The 15,961-nt window shown below is 67.8% G+C and carries 10 protein-coding genes; 1 reads left to right on the forward strand and 9 read right to left on the reverse strand.

Going from position 1 to position 15,961, the window contains the following annotated elements:
* Positions 1-39 precede the first annotated feature (39 nt).
* The 6 genes from ACFVTE_RS13385 to ACFVTE_RS13410 form a co-directional block, all read right to left on the reverse strand.
* The gene (locus ACFVTE_RS13385) at positions 40-1,632 is read right to left on the reverse strand and encodes a DUF222 domain-containing protein (RefSeq protein ID WP_387101101.1); all 1,593 of its coding nucleotides are present in this window, start codon (positions 1,630-1,632) and stop codon (positions 40-42) included.
* 237 nt (positions 1,633-1,869) lie between these two features.
* Positions 1,870-2,913, reverse strand: coding sequence for a DegV family protein (locus ACFVTE_RS13390; RefSeq protein WP_387101102.1), 1,044 nt, complete (start codon positions 2,911-2,913; stop codon positions 1,870-1,872).
* 143 nt (positions 2,914-3,056) lie between these two features.
* Positions 3,057-5,582 carry a leucine--tRNA ligase gene (gene leuS, locus ACFVTE_RS13395; RefSeq protein WP_387101455.1) on the reverse strand — a complete coding sequence of 842 codons (2,526 nt, stop codon included), beginning with the start codon at positions 5,580-5,582 and terminating at the stop codon, positions 3,057-3,059.
* A 401-nt stretch (positions 5,583-5,983) separates the two neighbouring features.
* Positions 5,984-7,498, reverse strand: a complete 1,515-nt coding sequence (gene glpK / locus ACFVTE_RS13400; protein WP_387101104.1) for a glycerol kinase GlpK — start codon at positions 7,496-7,498, stop codon at positions 5,984-5,986.
* Positions 7,499-7,622: 124 nt separating this feature from the next.
* Positions 7,623-8,369, reverse strand: a complete 747-nt coding sequence (locus ACFVTE_RS13405) for an MIP/aquaporin family protein (RefSeq protein ID WP_387101106.1) — start codon at positions 8,367-8,369, stop codon at positions 7,623-7,625.
* Between the two features lie 55 nt (positions 8,370-8,424).
* Entirely contained in the window at positions 8,425-10,212 is a 1,788-nt protein-coding gene (locus ACFVTE_RS13410; RefSeq protein WP_387101108.1) for a glycerol-3-phosphate dehydrogenase/oxidase, read from the reverse strand.
* Between the two features lie 139 nt (positions 10,213-10,351).
* Here ACFVTE_RS13410 and ACFVTE_RS13415 point away from each other — a divergent pair, with 139 nt between their 5' ends.
* Positions 10,352-11,314, forward strand: coding sequence for a sugar-binding transcriptional regulator (locus ACFVTE_RS13415; protein WP_387101110.1), 963 nt, complete (start codon positions 10,352-10,354; stop codon positions 11,312-11,314).
* Here ACFVTE_RS13415 and ACFVTE_RS13420 read toward each other — a convergent pair.
* The 3 genes from ACFVTE_RS13420 to ACFVTE_RS13430 are packed head-to-tail and all read right to left on the reverse strand — an operon-like array spanning position 11,292 to position 15,957.
* A complete protein-coding gene (locus ACFVTE_RS13420) occupies positions 11,292-12,287 on the reverse strand; it encodes an NAD-dependent epimerase/dehydratase family protein (protein ID WP_387101112.1) in 996 nt (331 codons plus the stop codon). The genes ACFVTE_RS13415 and ACFVTE_RS13420 overlap by 23 nt on opposite strands.
* On the reverse strand, positions 12,284-14,941 hold the full coding sequence (locus tag ACFVTE_RS13425; RefSeq protein WP_387101113.1) for an alpha/beta fold hydrolase: 2,658 nt from the start codon (positions 14,939-14,941) through the stop codon (positions 12,284-12,286). The genes ACFVTE_RS13420 and ACFVTE_RS13425 overlap by 4 nt, the downstream gene beginning before the upstream one ends.
* Positions 14,935-15,957, reverse strand: coding sequence for a 3-oxoacyl-ACP synthase III (locus ACFVTE_RS13430; RefSeq protein ID WP_387101114.1), 1,023 nt, complete (start codon positions 15,955-15,957; stop codon positions 14,935-14,937). The genes ACFVTE_RS13425 and ACFVTE_RS13430 overlap by 7 nt, the downstream gene beginning before the upstream one ends.
* Positions 15,958-15,961 lie beyond the last annotated feature (4 nt).

The following is a 15,961-nucleotide window of genomic DNA, read 5'->3' on the forward strand; positions in this document are numbered from 1 at the left end:
CATGCACTGCTAGGGCACAAGAAGTGGGCAGACGTTTTCCTAAGCCGCTGTGGATGACCAGTCGAAGCCATCGGAACCGTCTGGCCACTCCGGAGGGTCGGGCCAATCACGCGGCTCCGGATAGTTCTGGACTGGTGGTGGTTCCTGCCAGCCAGGCGGAAGTTCCTGCCAATCTTGGTCTGCCGGCAGTTCTGGCCAGGTGGGTGGTTCCCAGTCCTGATACTCGGCCGGGTAGGTCCGTCCCGACGGTGAGATCCAGCCCGGCGGGGCGTCGCGGGTGGCGCCGACCGGTTGCCAGGCTGTGGCGTGTTTCAGTCTGTGGTGTTTCGGGCAGGGTTGGCCGAGGTTGGCGACGCCGGTGTTGCCGCCGTCGGCCCAGGCGAGGATGTGGTCGGCGTCGTTGTCCAGGGAGTGGTTGTTGCAGGCCGGGAACGTGCATTTGGCGTCACGGAGCCGCAGCCATTGGCGCATGGGTTTCGTCAGCCGGTAGCTGGTGCGTCCGATCTCCAAAGGCGCGCCGTCGCGCGGGTCAACAAGGACCCGAAGGAATGATGTTGCGCCGACGGCGACGAGCCGGCGCGCCATCGACGGCGGGATCGGACCGTGCCCGTCCAGTGTGACGGGCTCCTCGGACAGGCCAAGCAGCGAAAACACCGGAACCGTGACCAGCACCTGCGCTTTCGGTGACGGCACATCAACCGGAACGGAGTCCGCTGGTCCCTCCGTCTCGGAACCGGCAGGCGGGGAACCTGTGGACAAGGAGCTTATGGTTGCACCCTCAACCCCGTCATGGACTCCCGGTGCCGGGCCGAGCAGCCACCCGGCGAACGCGTCGACGCGGAGCTGGGTCAGGGTCCGGGTTTCGGTCGGGCCCCGCATGGCGCGTGCGGCGGCGGTGGTGCGGTTCCAGATCCCGGCCGCCTGGTCAGCAGGCAAATACGCCGACAGCCACGCCATCCCGTCCCGGTCCGGGGCATACTCCAGCCGCCGGTCCTTCACACTCCTGTGGTGGCGGGTTTCGATGCTGACCGGATGATGCCGTTCCCGCCAATACCGGACCTTCGCCCGGAACCTCGCCGGCGTCAGCTCCCCGGCCGGACAACCCCGCGCATACCCCGGTGCGTCCGGGTCCAGGAAATGCGCCTCAAACACCGCCGCCGCTTCGGGTCCCAGCCGCTCGGTCTCATCACACAGGATCCGCCCGTGCTGCCAGGAGATAGTTCCTGAGCCGAGCGCGGCCAGTGCCAGCGGCAGTTCCCTGGTGAGTTTGGCGGATTCGACCAGCAACCGCTCCGCCGCCCCCTCGCTCACGGTCAGCGCGCACGCGACCTCAGCGGTCACCGACATCCGCCGGACGGCGCGGTCCTGCGCGGACACCTCAGGCGGAGCCATGGCCTCCTCCGCCGCGGCGAACCTGGCGGCGAGCTGCACCTTCACCGCCGCCAGCCGGGCCTCCATCGCAGCCACACCCGCCAGACCGCCCAGGCACGCATCCGCCTGGTCCCCCAAAGGATCCGCCTCATGGGCCAGCGGAGCCGGACCCGGATCAGTCGCCCGCCGGAGCTCAGCAGCCAGCGAAAGAGCGGAGGCACCGATGGCCTCCAACGTCTCCGCAACTGCCGCGTTATCCATACCCACAGCATCCCAGAGGGCACCGACACTAAAGGGTTGGATCCGGCCCCCACGGTCGGGCCGGATCGAAAAGTCCTTTAGACCGCTCAAGAACGAAAACCCGGTAGCAGCACAGGGGCTTCCCAGCGCTGAGAACGCCCGGATCTGCTACCCAGTTGTACGACCTCGAGGCCGCCTCCGCCGGCCGGGACCGCCCATCCAAAGTCCTGGGTGTCCAGGTCCTGGGTGTCTAGGGTCCTAGGTGCCGGCGTCAGTACCGCCGGGGCCGCCGGCTTTGGAGGGGGCGGCGAGGCATCCTGCCACGGACGAGCTGCTCTCCCCTACGATCACCGCGAGGACGCCAAGTCCGGCGTGGGCCGCCAAGACGGCGGGCAGCGAGCTGATCTGCGCGGGCGGAAGGGCCGGGAGCCTCGCCGCCAGCCGGGCTGCGAGCATCTCGGCCTCGGGCCGGTTGCCGAAGTGGTGGATGGCCAGCCGGGCTTCCCCCAGCGGCCGGCCCGCGGCCTCCGCCACCACGATCTCCTCCAGCCGGGCAATTGCCCTCGCCGCAGAGCGGACCTTTTCCAGCGGGACGATCTTCCCGCCGTCGACCGCCAGAATCGGCTTGATGGCCAGCATCGCACCAACGAGCGAAGCCGCGGCGCCGATGCGCCCGCCGCGCCGCAACTGCTCCAGGCTGGGAACGTAGAAAAACACCCGGGACCGTGCCACGCGCTCCTCGGCGAGCCGGCGCACTTCGCCGGCATCGCGGCCATCCGCCGCGGCCACCACGGCGCTCTGGACGGCGAGGCCCTGCGCCATACCCACTGTGCGGGTGTCCAGCACCTCCACCGGGATCTTCACCCGGCCGGCAGCGAGGCGCGCGGCATCGGCGGTGCCGGACAGGCCACCGGAAATATGGATGGACACAACGGACTCGAAGCCCTGACGTTCGGCGGCCAGGTATGCCTGCTCAAACTGGCCAGGCGAAGGCCGGGAGGTCTTGACGGGCGTTGCGGCAGCCAGCGCCACCGCAATGGTTCCAGCAATGTCGTCCTCGCCCTCACCATAGATCTCCTCACCCACCATCACGGGCATGGGGATGACGGCCAGCCGGCCGTTGATGGAGAAAGCCCGTACCCAGTCGGCGGGCAGGGCAGCTGCCGAGTCCGTGACCACGGCGGTACGGACGACGACGGCGGGTTCGCCCGTAGGCGGAACCTGGCCAGGCCTGGTGGCCTGGCGGAGGCGGACCAGGTGCTCCTTTAACCACAGCCAGGCTGCCGGTTCTCGGTCAATCACGGCGCAACCCCCTGCAGTTGTTTCCGGCCGCCGGCAGTGCCGGCGGCCGGAACCCGGCCAGTCAGTCGTCCTGGGCTGTTCAAATGACCCAGCTGTTCAAATAACCCTGCCAGTCAAATAACGCTGCCAGTCAAATAACCCTGCTAGGCCGGGACGATGTTCACCAGTTTAGGTGCCCGCACAATGACGGTCCGGATGCCGCGGCCGTCGAGGGCGCGCTGGACGTTCTCGGAGGCCAGCGCCAGCTCACGCAGCTCGTCCTCGGAGATTGCCGGTGAGACCTCGAGCCTGTCCCTGACCTTGCCCTGGACCTGGACCACCGCGGTGATGGTCTCCTGCACCAGAAGCGCCTCGTCGTGCGTCGGCCAGCCGGCGTTGGCCACCGATGCGGGGTGCCCCAGGACGTTCCACAGGTCCTCCGCCGTGTACGGCGCAAAGAGGCTCAGGATGACGGCCACCGCTTCGGCGGCTTCACGCACGGCCGGATCGGCACCGCCGGCACCTGAATCGATGGTCTTCCGCGTCGCGTTGACCAGCTCCATCAGCTTGGCCACCACCACGTTGAACTTGTTGTTGTCCAGCAGTTCCGCGGCGTCCGCGATGGTCCGGTGCGTGACCGAGCGCAGCGCGCGGTCGCCGGTGCTGAAGTCAACACCGGGGGCGCTGGAGACGTCCTGTCCAAGGCGCCAGGCTCGGGCCAGGAACTTCGCAGAGCCTGACGGCGAAACGTCCGCCCAGTCGACGTCGTCCTCCGGCGGGGAGGCGAAGACCATGGTGAGACGGACGGCGTCGACACCGAACTTGTCCAGCTGCTCACCCAGGTCAACACCGTTGCCCAGCGACTTGCTCATGGCCTTGCCGCCGTTGAGCACCTGGCCCTGGTTGAGCAGGGCACTGAAGGGCTCGTCCGCCGCCAGCAGGCCCATGTCATGAATGACCTTGGTGAAGAACCGCGCGTAGAGCAGGTGCAGGATGGCGTGCTCCACGCCGCCCACATACTGTCCGACCGGCATCCAGTCGTTGATCTTCTCGGGATCGAACGGGCCGTCGGTGTAGTGCGGGGAGACGAAGCGCAGGAAGTACCAGGACGAGTCCACGAACGTGTCCATGGTGTCCGTGTCCCGCTGGGCTGCGCGGCCGCAGTTCGGGCACTCGACGTTGACCCATTCTGCTGCTGCGGCCAGAGGCGAAGTGCCCCTCGGTGACAGCGCCTCGCCACGCAGGTCCTCGGGGAGGGTAACCGGCAGTTGCTCGTCGGGCACCGGCACTTCCCCGCACTCGGCGCAGTGGACGATGGGGATCGGGGTGCCCCAGAAGCGCTGGCGGCTTAGCAGCCAGTCACGCAGCCGGAAGTTGACGAACTTCTCCCCGGTGCCCTGCTCTTCGAGAATCCGAATGGCCTCCGGGATGGCCTCGCTCTTGGGCAGCCCGTCCAGGACGCCGGAGTTGATGAGCGTACCCTCCCCCGCGGTCGCCTTGCCCGAAACTGCAGGGTCCTCCTCGCCGGTGCCCAGCACCGCGCGCACAGGCAGGCCGAATTCCTTGGCGAAGTCGAGGTCGCGCTGGTCGTGGGCGGGGACGGCCATAATGGCGCCCGTGCCGTAATCGGCCAGGACGTAGTCCGCCGCCCAGACTGGCAGCTTCTCGCCGTTGAGCGGGTTGATGGCGTAGCGTCCGGTGAATACACCCGTCTTTTCACGTTCCGTGGACTGGCGTTCGATGTCCGAAAGGGCCTTCACCTTTTCCCGGTAGGCCATCAGTGCGTCGTGGTGTTCCGGGGTGACCAGGTCCAGGGCCAGGTGCGCATCCGCAGCGACGACGAAGAACGTGGCGCCGTACAGGGTGTCCGGACGGGTGGTGAAGACAGTGACTTCACGCTCGGCACGTCCCTCAGACGCCTCGATCACGAACCGGACGTGCGCGCCTTCCGAACGACCGATCCAGTTTCGCTGCATCGCCAGAACCCGCTCGGGCCAGTGCCCCTGCAGCTCGGACATGTCGTCCAACAGCCGGTCCGCGTAGTCGGTGATCTTGAAGTACCACTGGTTCAGCGACTTCTTGGTCACTGCCGTGCCGCAGCGCTCACAGGCACCGTTGACAACCTGCTCGTTGGCCAGCACGGTGAGGTCCTTGGGGCACCAGTTGACAGGTGAATCCTTGCGGTAGGCGAGCCCGCGCTCATAGAAGCGCTTGAACAGCCACTGCGTCCAGCGGTAGTACTCCGGATCGGAGGTGTGCAACCGGCGGGACCAGTCAGCGGAGATGGCGTAACGCTTGAAGGAAGCAGCCTGCGTGTCGATGTTGGCGTACGTCCACTCGCTCGGGTGGGCGTTGCGCTTGATGGCCGCGTTTTCCGCGGGGAGCCCGAACGAGTCCCAGCCGATCGGGTGCAGGACGTCGTAGCCCTGCTGGCGCAGGTACCGCGCCACCACATCGCCCATGGCGAACGCCTCGGCATGGCCCATGTGCAGGTCACCGGACGGGTACGGGAACATGTCCAGGACGTAGCGGCGTTCCCGGGATCCGTCGTCGGCGGGGGTGAAGACCTTCAGGTCTTCCCACACCTGCGGCCACCGGGCCTCCATCGCCGCGAAGCTGTACGCGCCCTCTTCGGGCGTCTCCGCTCCACCTGCTGCTGTTCCGGTTTCGGTCTCCGGCTGAACGCTCACTGCTGCCCTCTTCTGTTCTGTCATGACCTCTGTCCTGTCATAACGGTCTGATCCCCGCCGCCCGCCGGGAAGGTCTCCCCGGACACACAAAAGCCCCTCGACATGGAGGGGCGGCCGCTCGATAATCCGTATTTGTTCGGGATACCAAGCGGCTAGCTAAGCAGAAGGATCGCACGCATACAGCCACCTTACCGCCTGTCCACCATTACATGGAAACAAACGACGGCGGACGGAAGCGGGCACGAAGAAAAGGGGCCGGTGACTCCCCGCCATGGTGTGGTGGGCAGCTCGCGGGGGCCCCTGGCCGCGAGGGCCCCGACACGAGCTTGCGAGTGTCAGGGAGCGGCCAGGGACGGGCGGGCGGGAGTTGCCGGCCCCTTTTCTGGACCGGGGCCAGAAGGTTACCTCACGTCCTCGTCAACCCAGTCCATGGACTTGGTGACGGCCTTCTTCCAGAGGCGCAGCTGCCGTTCCCGCTCCTCCGTATCCATGTTCGGCTCCCAGCGCTTGTCCTCCGACCAGTTGGCAGACAGCTCGCCGAGGTCCTTCCAGAAACCGACGGCGAGGCCCGCCGCATATGCGGCGCCCAGCGCCGTGGTTTCCACCACCTTCGGGCGGATGACCGGAACGCCGAGGACGTCCGCCTGGAACTGCATGAGGGCATCGTTGGCGACCATGCCGCCGTCGACCTTCAGTTCCGTGAGCGGAACGCCCGAGTCCGCGTTGACGGCATCCAGCACCTCGCGGGTCTGGAAGGCCGTAGCCTCGAGCGCCGCCCTGGCGATGTGGCTCTTGTTGACGAACCTGGTCAGGCCAACGATCGCGCCGCGGGCGTCCGAGCGCCAGTACGGCGCGAAGAGGCCGGAGAACGCCGGCACGATGTACACGCCGCCGTTGTCCTTGACCGAAGCCGCGAGGGACTCCACCTCGGGAGCGCTGCTGATCATGTTGAGGTTGTCGCGCAGCCACTGGATGAGCGAACCCGTGACGGCGATCGACCCTTCCAGCGCGTAGTGCGGTGCCGCGTCGCCGAGCTTGTAGCCGACGGTGGTCAGCAGTCCGTTCTTGGAGTGGACAATTTCCTCGCCGGTGTTGAAGATCAGGAAGCACCCGGTGCCGTAGGTGTTCTTCGCTTCGCCGGTCTCGAACGCGGCCTGGCCGAAGGTGGCTGCCTGCTGGTCGCCGAGGATGCCGGCCACCGGCACCTCCCGCAGCAGCTGCGAGGTGTGGACCGTGCCGTAGACCTCCGAGGAGGACTTGATCGCCGGCATCATGGATGCCGGAACACCGAAGGTGCCCAGGATCTCCTCGTCCCACTGGAGCGTGTCGAGATCCATGAACATGGTCCTGGAGGCGTTGGTGACATCCGTGACGTGCACGCCGCCGTCCACCCCGCCGGTGAGGTTCCACAGGACCCAGCAGTCGGTGTTGCCGAAGATCAGGTCCCCGGCTTCCGCCTTCTCCCGCGCGCCGTCGACGTTGTCCAGGATCCACTTGATCTTGGTTCCGGAGAAGTACGTGGCCAGCGGCAGCCCCACCTTCTGCTTGAACCGGTCCGCTCCGCCCTCCCTCGCCAGTTCGTCGACGATGGGCTGGGTCCGGGTGTCCTGCCACACGATTGCGTTGTAGATCGGCTTACCTGTTGTCTTGTCCCAGACCACCGCCGTCTCGCGCTGGTTGGTGATGCCGACGGCGGCAATATCGTGCCGGGTCAGGTTCGCCTTGGACAGGGCGGAGCCGATGACCTCGCGGGTGTTGTCCCAGATTTCAGTGGGATCGTGCTCCACCCAGCCGGCCTGCGGGAAGATCTGCTCGTGTTCCATCTGGCCGGAGGACACGATGTTGCCGCTCTGGTCAAAGACGATGGCGCGGGTGCTGGTGGTGCCCTGGTCGATGGCGATTACGTATTGGCTCATGATGACGTCCTTGTCGTAGTGCTTGCGTTTGAACAGATGTGGTTATGGATGTGGTTTTCGGATCTGGGCGCCCCCCCTATGAGGGCGCCGTTCGGGTCAGGCGCCGCGGTTCAGGCGCAGGGCGTCACGTGGCTGCCTTGAACACGATGGGCAGCAGCCCCACGAGTCCGGCGAGAATGCCGCCGACGAGCGGGCCGACCACCGGGATCCAGGAGTAGCTCCAGTCGCTGGACCCCTTGCCCTTGATGGGCAGGATGGCGTGGGCAATGCGGGGTCCGAGATCACGGGCGGGGTTGATGGCGTATCCTGTGGGGCCGCCCAGCGAGACGCCGATGCCGACGACGAGCAGGGCCACGGCCAGCGGGCCAAGACCGGACGGCGTTCCGCCGAAGGTGAGGATCACGAAGACCAGCACAAACGTGCCGATGATTTCCGTGACCAGGTTCCAGGGGGTGGAGCGGATGGCGGGGCCGGTGGAGAAGACGCCGAGTTTGTTGGCGGGCTCGGGTTCGGCATCGAAGTGCTGCTTGTGCGCCAGCCACGTCACCACGGCGCCCAGGAAAGCGCCGAGGAGCTCACCGCCGTAGTAGGTCAGCGTGGACGCGAGGTCGACCGGAACGCCGGGGGCGTATTCGGCCTTGCCGTTGACCAGCAGGCCTGTGGTGACGGCCGGGTTGAGGTGGGCGCCGGACCGGGCGGCAACGTACACGCCGGCGAAGACGGCGATGCCCCACCCCCACGTGACCATCAGGAATCCTCCGTTGTTGCCCTTCGTGCCTTTGAGCGCAACGTTGGCCACCACGCCACAACCCAGCAGGGTCAGCATGGCGGTTCCGAAAACTTCGGAAAGAAAAACCAATCCAAGAGACATCTTTGACTCCTCTATTTTCTGTTGTAAGTCCTTCGTGTTGAAGGACGGTTTCCCGCTAAGCGACGAGGCTGTGGACCTCGACGCCGTGGTATCGCTTGAGCACCTCCTGGGCGTGGTTGATCTCCGCGGCAACGCCTGCCGCATCCCAGCCGAGCGGCTCGGCCAAGGCCTCAGCAACTTCGTTCAGCAGCTCTCCGGTGACCAGGCCGCGGAAGGCGAGCGAAGTGCGCCGGATCAGCACGTCCACCAGGTGCCCTACCTGTTCGTGGGCCGCCATGAACTGCAGTTCCCTGACACTCAGCTCCCGGGTGGAACGCAGCAGCCGGTCGTGGCCGGCGTCGAGATAGCTGATGACTTCCTCGGCGCGGGTGCCGTACCTGGTGAGAAGGCCGGCTGTCCGGTCGGCATCGCGGGTGGCGGTCATGTGCGCCTTAATCCACTTCTGGATTCCGGCGTCACTGTCCGGGAACCCGGCGCCGCCACCGATGGCGAGCTTCGCCGTCGAAATTTTCCGTTCCAGTCCGAGTTCGGCGAGGACGTCGCCGGCCAGGTGTTCGGCCAGGGCGCGGAAGGTGGTCCATTTGCCGCCCACCAGGCTGAGCACGACGGCGCCGCCCTCCTGGCCGCCTCGTTCCGGGGCGCGCCGTTCGATGCGGTAGTCCCGCGACACGAAGCCCGGCTGGGTGGCGTCGTGCCGCGGCAGCGGACGCACGCCCGAGAATGTGTAGACAATCTGGCCGCGGTTGACGGCGATGTCCGGAAACACGTGGCCGATGAGGTCGAAGAAGTAGTCGATCTCCTCATCGGTGCAGACGGCGTCTTCGGACATGTCGGCGTCGACGTCGGTGGTTCCCACCAGCACGCGGTCACCCATGGGGTAGATCAGCACGATCCGGCCGTCAGTGTGTTCGAAGAAGATCTCGCGCCCCTTGCAGGCGGCGAGCAGGCCGGGGTGGTCCAGGACGATGTGTGAGCCCTTGGTCCCGCCCATGAAGGTGGTGGGTGCACCCATGGCCTGGTTGGTGAGGTCCACCCATGCGCCGGTGGTGTTGACGAGGACGTCCGCCGTGAAATCGAACTCCTCGCCGGTCAGCTGGTCGCGGAGAACCGCGGTGCTGGAACCGTCTCCGTTGGACCTGACAGACATCAGCGCAAGGTGGTTGCTGGCCCTGGCTGTGTTGTGTGCCCTGCCCGCCTTCTCGCCGTCCTGCAGGACGTCCAGGGTGAGGCGCTCCGGGTTGTGCACGGACGCGTCGAAATAAGTTGCGGTGTACTTGACGCCGGGATGCAGCATCGGAAGTTCGGCCAGTGCCTTGTGCCGGGTGCGGAACTGGTGGCGCGGGACGCTGCCGCCGTCGCGGGAGAAGGAGTCGTAGAGGCTAAGGCCCAGCTTGATCAGGAATGCGCCGCGCTCCTTGGGCTTGCCCTGCTGCTTGTGCGTCAGGAACCGCAGGGGCGCGGCCAGGACGCCGGAGAACGTGCTGAAGATCGGAATGGTGGTCTGCAGCGGCTTCACGTAATGGGGCGCGATCCGCAGGAGCCTGTTGCGCTCAACCACGGATTCCCGGACCAGCCGGAATTCGCCGTTTTCCAGATAGCGGATGCCGCCGTGAATCATGTGCGACGAGGCGCCGCTGGCGCCCTGGCAGTAGTCGCCGCGTTCCACCAGCGCCACATCGACGCCCTGGAGGGCGAGATCGCGGAAAGTTCCGACGCCGTTAATGCCGCCGCCGATGATCAGGACCCGGGCGTTGGGCCGCTGGCGCAGCCGGGAGACGGACTCGCGCTCCGCACCGTGGACGGCAGCGCTGTTGGTATGGCCGGATGAATCCTTGAGTCCCAAATCTGCTCCTTTGGGTTTGGTCCGAAAAGGCTTGTTGCAGGCAGCGCACCGGATGGTGCGGGGCCGTTCACCACTATTGTTTGAATTATTGGAAAATAACGTCAAGCACTATGCACAAACGTGCAGAACGGAACCATGCATGCCCCGTCCCCGACATTCCGACGCGCTGCGCGCGGCCCAGCTCTACTACATGCAGGACCTGACCATGGACGCCATCGCGCGGGAGTTGCGGACCTCGCGTTCCACGGTTTCCCGGCTGCTTTCAACGGCCCGGGACACAGGACTGGTACAGATCCAGATCCGCAGTCCGCTGGACACAGGCCCTGAACTGGAGCGTCTGATTCGGGCGCAGTACAAGGTGGATGTGCACGTGGTGCCAGTGCTGGACACCTTGAACGAGGCGGAGACGCTGGACCGCGTCGCAATGCAGGCGGCGCGCACCATCGGCCCGCTGGTGGACTCAAACGCCATCATCGGCGTGGCTTGGGGCGCCACCCTCAGCGCGGTCAGCCGGCACCTGACGCGCAAGATCACCCACGACAGCGTGGTGGTGCAGCTGAACGGCGCGGGCAATATGCAGACCACCGGGATCACCTACGCCAGCGACATCATGCGGCGGTTCGGCAGCGCCTACGGGGCCCGGGTTGAACAGTTTCCCGTGCCTGCCTTCTTTGACCACGCGGCGACGAAGACCGCGATGTGGAATGAGCGGAGCGTGCAGCGCATCCTGGACCTGCAGTCCCGCATGAGCATCGCGATCTTCGGCGTGGGCTCGGTGGACGCCGATTACCCCAGCCACGTGTACGCCGGCGGCTACCTCGACGAGGACGACCTGGTCACGCTGGCGGAGTCGGACGTCGTCGGGGACGTGGCCACAGTGTTCTTCCGCGGCGACGGCTCCTCCGACGGGATCACGCTGAACGAACGCTCCACCGGACCGTCGCTCGCCCAGCTCCGCCAGGTTCGCCGGCGGATCTGCGTGGTGTCCGGGGCGTCCAAGATCAACGGGCTCCGCGGCGCGCTGGTGGCCGGGCTGGCTACCGACCTGATCCTCGATGAGGCCTCGGCCCGGCGGCTCGTCAGCTTCGAGGGCGGGGGCTGAACGGCCGGGAACGGTAGTGCTCGGCCAGCCTTGCCAACCCTTCGTCCAGGGAGACAGCGGGCGTCCAGTCGAGGAGTTCGCGGGTCTCGCGCTGGTCGAACCAGTGGGCGGTGGAGAGCTGCTCGGCGAGGAATTTGGTCATCGGCGGTTCCTCGTTCCGCCCGGCCCAGGTCCAGAACTTCTCCACCACCGCGCCAACCGCCCGGGCCACCCCGCCCGGCACAGTCCACGACGGTGCGGCGACGCCCCCTGCAGCGCAAATGCCCGCCAGCAGTTCGCCAACCGGGCGTGGCTCGCCGTTGGTGACGACGAGCGCCCGGCCGTGGATGTGCTCCATCCGGTGCAGCGCGGCGACGATCGCCGAGGCGGCGTTGTCCACGTAGGTGGTGTCGATCAGTGCCGCACCTGCGTCGAGCAGCGGCAGCCGGCCGTGGCCGGCGCGGGCGAGGACCCGTTCCACCAGCTGGGTATCGCCGGGCCCCCAGACAACGTGGGGGCGGACCGCTGCGACCCGGAACTTCGGAGCGTCCGCAGCCAGTGCCAGCAGCTCAGCCTCGGCCTTGGTGCGGGAGTAGTCGCCGTGCGCACGCTGGGGGTCAGCCGGTTCCGCGCCCAGCCCGGCGATGGCGGCGCCGGAGTTGGCCACGGACGGGGACGAGACATACACCACGTCCCGTGCCCCGGCCTCCCGGGCGGCACTAAGCAGGCGCCGGGTCCCTTCGACGTTCACCTCGTCGAACTCCGCGGCACGGCCTGCAAAGGAGACCTTTGCGGCCAGGTGGATGATTCCTTCAGCGCCGTCCACTGCCCTCCGGAGCGCTTCATCGTCCGTGACTGACCCGCAGAAGTCCGCAGCGCCGTCGACTCCTGACGGACGCCGCTGGAACGTGGTCACGGCGTGGCCCTGGCGTACCAGTAGCCGGGCCACCTCCCGTCCCAGCAGCCCGCTTGCGCCGGTAACGAGGACCCTCATGGCTGTCCCGGCAGGCCGCCGGCCAGCACCCGTGACGCCCAGCGGGAGAGACGCGTCCTGTCGATCTTGGCGTTGTGCCGGATGTCGGTGGGCTGTGCCGGGACTTCGAGCACGGCGGAGACACTGACGCCCGCCTCAAGAGCCGCCCCTCGGACGCGCCCGGCAAGGTGCGGCGCAGCCGGGCCGGCTTTGCGGGCAGCTGGTACGGTCTCGACGACGGCGACGACGGCCTGCGTCCCCGACGGACCGACCCCCACGACGGCGGCCAGACCGACGTCGTCCAGGCGTTCGATGGCCTGCTCGGCGCCCACCGGCGTCACCACGGCACCGGGCGCCGTCACGATGTGGGCGAGGCGCCCCTCCACCCAGAGCCGGCCGGCGGCGTCGAAGTGCCCGACGTCGCCGGTGCGGTGCCAGCCGGGCGTGCGGACACTCTGGCGCTGGGTCAGCCAGAGCCGGTCGTAGGCTTGCTTGACATGCGGGGCGCTGACGAGGATCTCGCCGGTCACGCCCGCCTCCGTGACCGCTTCGTTCCCGGGCGCGGAACCGTCCGCCGCCAATGGTGCGACGGCGAGGCGGGCTCCGTGCACCGGCAGGCCCACGCAAACGCCGTTGCCGGCCCCCGGCACTGTGCCCGCCGCGGCGTCGGCCTCCGCCTCGCGGATCCCTCCGAGGCTGATGTCGGTCACGGGCAGCGCCTCGGTCATCCCGTAGGGCGTGTGCAGCGAAGCCTGGGGCAGCAGCCGCTGCACCTGGGCGAGGAGGGCTTCGGGGACGGGCGCCCCGGCGGAGAGCAGCAGCTCCACGCGTCCTAAGGCCCCGTGTCCGGCCTGGCTCAGTCCGTCCTGGGTCGCGACGACGTTGCGCAGCGCCGCGGGCGAGGCGAAAACCACCGTTGCGTCGATGGCCGCCGCGGCGTCCGCCAGCGCGCGGGCCGTCAGGGTCCGTGGCGCAGTGACGTCCATGGCCGGCGTCACCGAAACAGCTCCGAGTGCGGGCCCCAGCAGGGCGAACGGCGCGAAGGCCGCCACCAGCCGGGCACCGGAACGGATCCCGAAAGTTTCCACCACCGTATCCCGCATCGCACCCAGCTGTCGGTGGGTATAGAGCACGCCCTTCGCGGGACCGGTGGAACCGGAGGTGAAGAGCACGGCGGCCTCGGCGTCCGGGCCGGGCACGGGCGACGGCGCCTCCGGGCTCAGGCCGGAACCACGCCGGGCAAGGGCGGCAAGGGAGGTTTCGGCGCCGAGGATTCGTCGGCGGGCCGCCGGGAGATCCTGCACGCTGATCCGCCGCCCCGGCCAGCCGAGCACGGCGGCAGCCGCCAGGGCCTTGTCGATGCCGATGAGGAAATCCGGGGTGGCCCCTTTGACGGCCCTGCTCAGGCCCCGGGTTCCCAGGCCGGCATCGGCCACGACCACCACCGCGCCGAGCCGCAGGCAGGCGTAGAGGGCCACGGTCAGGTCCGCTCCGGGGGGAACCATCAGGCTCACCCGGCTGCCGCTCCCCACCCCGGCTACGCGCAGCCCCGCCGCGAGGGCTGCGATGCTCCGTTCCAGCTCCTGCCAGCTGAGCCGGCGGGCGACGTTGCCGTCGGCGTCCATTTCGGCGACGGCGGTGTCCCCGCCGGCGGCTCCTGCCGCCAGTTCGGTGAGTGGCCCCCAAAGGGGCTGGACGCCGTCGGCCCCCGCTTCTGTCCCCTCCTGCAGGTGAGGTCCGCTGTCCCCACCAAGGCCGGCGAGCCACTCGAAGACGGGGGTGGCGATGTCCCGGTCTTCCGCAACCAGGTGGCCGGCTCCCTCGAAGCGGTGCACCTTCGCGTGCGGCAGCCGCGTGATGAGGTCCTTGAGGTACCGGTCGGAAAAGATCGGGTCGCGCGGACCCCAGAGCATCAGGGCCGGAACCTTCAGCCCGTGCAGCCCTTCGGCGACGCCGCTGAGCGCCGGGAAGCTGGGGTGGGAAGCATCCACGGGGATGTCCGCAACGAAGTTCCCCACGCCGGCACGGCGGCCATAACCACGGTAGGGCGCCATGTAGGCCTTCCGGATATCGGCGGTCAGCGGCGGGTTCGCCAGCGAGTGCGTGACCCGAAGAAAGGCGTCCGACGTCGTGGTTCCCCACCCGTGCACGGCGGGGTGCAGGGCAAGCCGCAGGGCCGGCGGAATTCCTGAACCGGAGGGCTGGTGGACGGCGGTGTTGGTCAGCACCACCGCGGCGAGCTGCTGAGGATGCGCCAGGGCCCAGCCCAGGCTGATCACGCCGCCCCAGTCGTGGCCGACCGTAACGACCGGCCCGTCCAGGCCCAGTGCGTCGGTCAGGTCACCCAGGTCGCTGATCCGGTCCGCAAGGCGGCGGAAGGTGCCGGTGCGTTCGGAGAACCCCATGTCCAGCTGGTCCACCGCCACCACGCGCCACGGATGCGCGGGGTCCGATCCCGCGGCCAGCAGGCTCCGCCACAGGTAGGACCAGGTCGGGTTCCCGTGGACGCACAGCAGCGTGCCGGCGGGAGTCAGCCCCCGGCGGGCGAGCTGGGCAGCGTTGTCGAGCAGGTGCCAGCGGCGTACGGTTCCGGGCTCATCGGCGGCCGAAGTAGAGGAAACAGCGATTTCCCGCGACCACTCGGGGTCGACGCCGGGCCAGTCCGCGGCTACCAAACGATTTCCATCATGGCGGTGTTCAGGCCTGAACCGACGCCCATGCACAGCACGCGGTTGCCGGCTTCAAGGGCCTGAGCCTCCGCGGCGAGGGTCATCGGGAGTGAGGCCGGGCCCACATTGCCCCAGTGCGGGAACGTGATCGGAACCTTGTCCGGGTCCAGGTCGATCGCGTTGATGATGGCCTTCGTATAGGCATTGCTGACCTGGTGCGTGACGTAGCGGTCCATCGAGCCCCAGTCCCATTCCGGCTGTGCCTCATGCCAGGCGTCGACCACAAGCTGCAGGCCGCCATCGAGCAGGCCCTTCGTGTCCGTTGCCATGCCGTCGATGCCGCCAACGCACAGCTCATGGTGCTCGGTGCCGGCCCGCATCACGCCGCCAACGATCCGGTGCGCGCCGGGGTGCTTGTCCGCCGGGCCCAGGACGGCTGCGGCAGCCCCGGATCCAAGCGTGAGCGTGGCGAACTCGCGGTTGAAGTCTTCCCGCGTGGTCTCGGGCCGCTGCAGCCGGGCAAGGGTTGCCTCCTGCGTTGCCTCGGCATCCTCACCGTTGACGATCATCGCGTACTTGATCTGGCCGGAGTCGATCATGCTGGCCGCCAGGGTCAGGCCGTTGACGAATCCGAGGCAGGCGTTGGCCAGGTCGAAGTTCATGGCCGACGACGGCAGGCCGAGTCCGTGGTGGATCTTTACCGCGACGGACGGTTCCAGGTTGCGCCGCGTGACCGATGTGTTGATCAGCAGGCCGATGTCGGACGGTTCGACTCCGGCCTCGGCCAAAGCCTTCGCACCGGCTTCAACCGCAGCATCATCGAACGATGTCCCGTCAGCCCACCAGCGGCGGTGGGTGATGCCGGCAACACGCTCAAGCAGCCGGGGCGGAAACCTCAGCCGCTGCAGGGTCGAAGCCAGCCTCCGGTCAAATTCCGTAGAACTCACGATCCTCGGAGCTTCGACACTGCTCACCGACATCAGCGCGGTGTTGCTGTGCCGGAAGGTTGCATTCCCTGCCAAGTCA

The sequence above is a fragment of the Arthrobacter sp. NPDC058097 genome (genome assembly GCF_042884885.1).
Taxonomy (GTDB): domain Bacteria; phylum Actinomycetota; class Actinomycetes; order Actinomycetales; family Micrococcaceae; genus Arthrobacter.

Coding starts and splice junctions, on each gene's coding strand:
- ACFVTE_RS13385 (WP_387101101.1), bottom strand. CDS start 1,632: ATGGATAACGCGGCAGTTGCGGAGACGTTGGAGGCCATCGGTGCCTCC.
- glpK (WP_387101104.1), bottom strand. CDS start 7,498: ATGAGCCAATACGTAATCGCCATCGACCAGGGCACCACCAGCACCCGC.
- ACFVTE_RS13405 (WP_387101106.1), bottom strand. CDS start 8,369: ATGTCTCTTGGATTGGTTTTTCTTTCCGAAGTTTTCGGAACCGCCATG.
- ACFVTE_RS13415 (WP_387101110.1), top strand. CDS start 10,352: ATGCCCCGTCCCCGACATTCCGACGCGCTGCGCGCGGCCCAGCTCTAC.
- ACFVTE_RS13420 (WP_387101112.1), bottom strand. CDS start 12,287: ATGAGGGTCCTCGTTACCGGCGCAAGCGGGCTGCTGGGACGGGAGGTG.